Below are 5,060 nucleotides of genomic sequence, written 5' to 3'. Positions count from 1 at the left end.
GGTGCCCCAGCGCCAGCGACCCGTGGGCGTACGCCCCGGAATCATCCGGCCCCCGCGACACCATTGCATCGCACATCTTGGCCACGGCCGCGAGATCAGCCGGGCGGCCGTCGAACGTGTACTCACCTGAGAGTCCGCACATGTAATTCGACCCTACACGCCCATGATGTCATACATGCCGGCAGGTGACAGCTATGTGTCGTGGCGCACCGGCAGGTGTTGAAGGCGGAAAACCGCCGGACCGAGCCCGTTGTGCTGGCTGGAATGGAACTGGCCGGGGCGTGTGCTCCGGACCATGCCGACCGAACGGAAGTCATGTCCACCACCAGCACCACCACCAGCAATACCGCCGATCCTGCCGCACCGACCGATCCCGCACCTGTGCGTTCGCCACTGGTCGGCTGGCTGGCCGTCGTCACCGTGATGATGGGCATCTTCGCGATCGTCACAACCGAGATCCTGCCGATCGGCGTCCTCACCGCCGTTGGTGCCAGCTTCCGCATCTCAGACGGCGTGGCCGGACTGATGATGACGATGCCGGGCGTACTCGCCGCCATAGCCGCTCCGACGGTGACGGTTGCGACCGCGCGTCTCGACCGGCGTCTGATGTTATGCCTGTTGATGCTGGTCCTGACATTGGCCAACATCCTTGCCGCAGTGGCGACGGCGTACTGGGTGATGATGATCTCCCGGGTGCTGGTCGGGTTCGTCATCGGCGCGTTCTGGTCGATCGGCGCCGGTCTTGGGGCGCGGCTGGTACGGCCAGAACGGGCCGGCCTGGCGACGGCTGTGATCTTCTCTGCCGTCCCGTTGGGGTCTGTGCTCGGGGTGCCCGCCGGCACGCTCATCGGCAACATCGCCGACTGGCGAGCGGCCTTCGTGGCGTTGGCGATCGTGAGCGCGGCAGTGTTCGTCTCGCTGATTGTGTTCGTGCCACCGTTGCCGCCCGTGCGAGTGACCCGGTTGAGTGTGCTGCGCGGCATGCTGCGGAGCACTGCGGTCCGGGTCGGGCTGGCCGCCACCTTCTTGATCGTGCTCGCCCACTTCGGCACGTACACGTACGTGACCCCGTTCCTGGAGACCGTTACCGGCATCGCTCCGGGTGGGATCACGGTATGCCTGTTGATCTATGGTGCAGCCGGCGTCGCGGGAAACTTCGTCGCCGGGGCATTGGTGTCGCGCAACCTGCGTGTCGTATTCGGTGCGAGTGCGTGCCTGCTTGCTGGGGCCACCTTGCTGCTGCCGGTGCTCGGCAGATCGGTGCCCGGGGCGGTGGTGCTGCTGGTCGTCTGGGGGACCGCATACGGGGCGGTACCAGTGTGCTCGCAGAGCTGGTTCGCTGCGTCGGCGCCACATGCACCAGAGGCGGCCACAGTTGTCTTCACTGCGTCTTTCCAAGCGACCATCGCGGTGGGGGCACTCGTGGGAGGCGTCGTCGTCGACGCGACGTCTCCGTCGGTGGTGATGGTGCTCGGCGGCACGGTTGCGATCCTCATGGTGGCGACTGTCTGCCTGGCCGACGTCGACGGTACTGTCCGGGCACGATGAGGGCAACGACGAAATGCGCGTATGTCTCGGGCCCTGCACGCCTGTCGTCCTGTGCAAGCCGACAAATGACAGGTATGCGTCGCACCGTTATCCGGCTTTCGCAGATGAGGGTGTAGTGCCTGTCGAGCGATGCTGACGCACTTCAAAGTGCCTTTTGTAAGCCCTGTCTTACTCACTCATGATGGTGTTACGCACTACTAGTGAGGTGAGAAAGATGGTTGAGCAGTTAACGCGATCCGAGGGGTCGCAGGTCGTCATCGAGATGTGGTCCGACCTGGGCTGCCCATGGTGCTACCTCTCGAAGCACCGGCTCCAGACCGCGATCGCGCAGCGCCCGGACGCAGGTCGGTTCGAGATCGTGATCCGGTCGTTCCAACTGGACCCGGGCGCGCCACAGGAACCAGAGAAGAATGAGGAGAGCTTCGTCCGTGCCCACGGCGGCACTGCCGCGGACGTCCTCCGGGCCGAGCGCCAGTTTCAAGCGATCGTAGGCAAGGAGGGGCTCGAGTTCTCGTTGGACCGCCTGAACGCCAACACGTTCGACCTGCACCGCGTGGTGCAGTACGCGGGCGACCAGGACCGCGGGTTCGAGTTCTTCTCTGCCGTCCAGGACGGCTTCTTCGCCGGCACCCTCAACCCCTACGCCCCGGACGCCCTCGCAGGCGTCGCGGAGTCGGTCGGGCTGGATGGGCAGCGAGTCCGCGAGATCCTCGCGAGCAACGAGTACGCCGACCGCGTGCGCGCCGACCGCAACGAGGGCCTGGAGCTGGGCGCGACCGGCGTCCCGTTCGTTGTCCTCGACCGCCGGGTGGCCGCCCCGGGCGCTCAGAAGGTCCCGGTCTACGGCCAGATGCTGGAGCAGGTGGCCGGGCCCGTGCCGGGTGAGCGTGTGTCATGAGCGAGGCGAAGGGCGGGCTCCAGATCGTGGCGGCCCCCGCCGACGGGTGGTGCGAGCCCAATACCGGGGCGTGCCACATCGACACCGCCGACGAGGCAGCGACCCGTGGAGGCGAGCAACGAGAACGCCACGGGCGATGTGCCCGAGGCTACGCAGCGATGAGCGCCACCGACGGGTCAGCCTGCCGACGCGCTGACCGGGGCCCTGCCTCGGCCGACTCCGGTCAATTCGCTGGCGGCCCGGTTGCTGGCGATCTCACTGTGGTGGGTGGCGGCCCAACCAGCCATCGCCGTCACCGCATCCATCAGGGACCGGCCCAGATCCGTCAGCTCGTACTCCACTCGCGGCGGGACCTCGGCGTACGCGGTCCGCGTGATCAGTCCATCGCGCTCGAGGTGCTTCAGCGTCTGGGTCAGCATCCGCTGGGAGATCCCGGGGATGCTCGCCTGCAAGTCGGAGTAGCGCAGCGAGCCGGCGCTCAGGGTGCTGATGATCAACACCGTCCACTTGTCACCGATGCGATCGAGCACCTCGCGGATAAAGGCGCTGTCCTCCGGCCATGCCTGGCACGGACCACTGATCTGCCGCGCTGACGCCATCCCACTACCTCTCATCTGGTGTGCAACCGCACTACCAGTATGCAACACCCAATCGGCGACCACACACCAATCCACGACAACGACTCGCTCTGGCGATCACCGGAGCGCGCTGCCCATCTTCCGGCGGCCAGATCAACCCAGAGTCTGCCGAACTGGCCGACTCGTGACTCATTAGGAGACCACCCATGTCCACCATCGCCATCGTTGGGGCCGGATCCGGCCTCGGACTGTCCATCGCCAAGACATTCGGCAGCCACGGGTTCCCCGTCGCGCTCGTCTCCCGCACCCAGCAGAAGCTCGACGCCCTCGCCGCGGAGCTGAACGAAGCCGGGATCGAGGCCGCCGGCTTCGCCGCCGACGTCATGGACCCGGCCTCGGTCGCCGCCGCCTTCGACCGGATCAAGGAACGCTTCGGAGCCGTGGATGTCCTGGAATACTCACCCGCCCCGCACACTCCCGTCCCCGGTCTGAGCAACCCGGCCCCGCTGGAGGCGAGCAGAGCCAACATCCAGCCACAGATCGACTACTACCTTTACGGCGGGATCGCAGCCACCGAGCAGGTGCTGCCCGCCATGATCGAGCGCGGCAGCGGCACCATCCTTTACACGACCGGCGGCACCTCCCAGGACCCCCTTGCCGGGCCCGCCGAGTTCACCACGACCACCATCGGCAGCGGCGCGCTGCGGAGCTACGCACTGAAACTGCACCAGGCCACCGCGGACACTGGCGTGTACGTCGCGCACATCCCGCTCTTCGCCTGGATCGGCAGCGGCGGGCCCGAGACCCAGCCCGACACCATCGCCCAGCACTACTGGACCGCCCACACCACGCGCGACGGAGCCGAGCAGCCCTACGTCGCCCTGTGACAGGACACTCGATGGACTTCGGGTGACCTTCACGGCGACGATCCCGTCGTCGGGATAGCCGGTCTAGATGGACGCTGGGGCAGGCCTGGCCTGCCGACCCTCGCCAGCATGATCTCCATGTACTTCTCGGCAGCCAGGATGTGACGGTGGTGCTGCGTGGGCCACCCCGAAACAGGCATGTTCGCGGTGGCCCACGGCAACGTGGTGTCGACTAGGGCGCCTTCCATGTGTAGAGGTCGCTGAAGGTCTCACCCTCGTCCTCGGATACGACGAGGGAGTCCTCGAGAGCGACATAGACCGCTCCGTCGGGCGCGACGGTCATGGCCTGGGGCTGAGCACTCAACTCCGCTGCGCTGTCCCAGGTGCTTCCACCATCGGCGCTCCGATGTATCGCGCCGTCCGGAGCCACCGCATAGAGCTCGTCGGGCCGTGGCCAATCGACCAACACGACGACGGGAGCCCCGTCGAGCGGTTCGAACGATTCGCCGCCGTCCTCGCTCACCAAAGGACCGGACTCCGTGGTGATGAGCACGGTGTCGGCGTCGTCGGAGCTGATGGCGACGTCCGACATGGAAAACTGGCCGTGCTGTGTCCAGTTCTCACGGTCGTCGCTGCTCATGAGCTGGGCGGTGCCGCTGTCAAAGCCGAAGACGACGCCGGCCTTGGCATCCAGAGCGTGGAAATCCACCTCGCCGGTGAGGGATACCTCCTCCCACGTGCGGCCCCCATCGGAGCTTTCGAGCAGTCCGAGATGGCCCGGTAGGTCAGTGCGGCTGTTGGGGTGGCCGCTCGCCAGGAACGTGCCGTCGTCGACGACGGTGAAGCCCATGAAGTCATGGTCGTCCTCGCTCACCATCGTCGTGTCGCCGTCGTCCACAGTGAACAGGCCGTAGTGCGTGGCGACATGGAGAACACCGTCCACCACCCCGAGCCCGTGAATGTGGCCGAACGCTTCGCCGGCCCCATCATCATCTCCGGCCTCGTCGCTACCACTTTCGTCGCCGCCGTTTTCGTGGTCTCCACTTTCGTGGTCTCCGGTCTCGGACCCGTCCTGGGTGTGTTCCCCGTCGCTTCGGGCGCTTTCGGGTTCGTCATCCCCGCCGCATCCGGTGAGCACGAGGCCGGTGATCACCGCAGCAACGGCCGACT

General features: G+C 66.5%; 6 protein-coding genes. 4 read left to right on the top strand and 2 right to left on the bottom strand.

Going from position 1 to position 5,060, the window contains the following annotated elements:
• Positions 1 to 315 precede the first annotated feature (315 nt).
• Complete coding sequence (locus tag ELR45_RS27285) at positions 316 to 1,548, top strand: MFS transporter (protein WP_129669142.1); 1,233 nt, start codon at positions 316 to 318, stop codon at positions 1,546 to 1,548.
• A gap of 214 nt (positions 1,549 to 1,762) precedes the next feature.
• Complete coding sequence (locus ELR45_RS27280) at positions 1,763 to 2,446, top strand: DsbA family oxidoreductase (protein WP_129669141.1); 684 nt, start codon at positions 1,763 to 1,765, stop codon at positions 2,444 to 2,446.
• A gap of 176 nt (positions 2,447 to 2,622) precedes the next feature.
• Here the strand turns inward: ELR45_RS27280 and ELR45_RS27275 are convergent, their stop codons facing one another.
• Entirely contained in the window at positions 2,623 to 3,045 is a 423-nt protein-coding gene (locus tag ELR45_RS27275) for a winged helix-turn-helix transcriptional regulator (RefSeq protein ID WP_129669140.1), read from the bottom strand.
• Between the two features lie 185 nt (positions 3,046 to 3,230).
• Between ELR45_RS27275 and ELR45_RS27270 the strand changes: the two genes are divergently transcribed.
• A complete protein-coding gene (locus ELR45_RS27270; protein WP_129669139.1) occupies positions 3,231 to 3,911 on the top strand; it encodes an SDR family NAD(P)-dependent oxidoreductase in 681 nt (226 codons plus the stop codon).
• 211 nt (positions 3,912 to 4,122) lie between these two features.
• On the opposite strand, the gene ELR45_RS27265 is transcribed toward ELR45_RS27270, so the two are convergent.
• Entirely contained in the window at positions 4,123 to 4,833 is a 711-nt protein-coding gene (locus ELR45_RS27265; protein ID WP_165368135.1) for a F510_1955 family glycosylhydrolase, read from the bottom strand.
• Here ELR45_RS27265 and ELR45_RS35915 point away from each other — a divergent pair.
• On the top strand, positions 4,816 to 5,060 hold a 245-nt coding region (locus ELR45_RS35915; protein ID WP_165368134.1), incomplete at its 3' end, for a hypothetical protein. The genes ELR45_RS27265 and ELR45_RS35915 overlap by 18 nt on opposite strands.

Source organism: Phytoactinopolyspora endophytica, assembly GCF_004138495.1.
In the GTDB taxonomy this organism is placed as follows: domain Bacteria; phylum Actinomycetota; class Actinomycetes; order Jiangellales; family Jiangellaceae; genus Phytoactinopolyspora; species Phytoactinopolyspora endophytica.
The sequence above is the reverse complement of the archived record's forward strand: the minus strand, read 5'-3'. Positions and strand labels throughout refer to the sequence as shown.

Coding starts and splice junctions, on each gene's coding strand:
- ELR45_RS27285 (WP_129669142.1), top strand. CDS start 316: ATGTCCACCACCAGCACCACCACCAGCAATACCGCCGATCCTGCCGCA.
- ELR45_RS27280 (WP_129669141.1), top strand. CDS start 1,763: ATGGTTGAGCAGTTAACGCGATCCGAGGGGTCGCAGGTCGTCATCGAG.
- ELR45_RS27275 (WP_129669140.1), bottom strand. CDS start 3,045: ATGGCGTCAGCGCGGCAGATCAGTGGTCCGTGCCAGGCATGGCCGGAG.
- ELR45_RS27270 (WP_129669139.1), top strand. CDS start 3,231: ATGTCCACCATCGCCATCGTTGGGGCCGGATCCGGCCTCGGACTGTCC.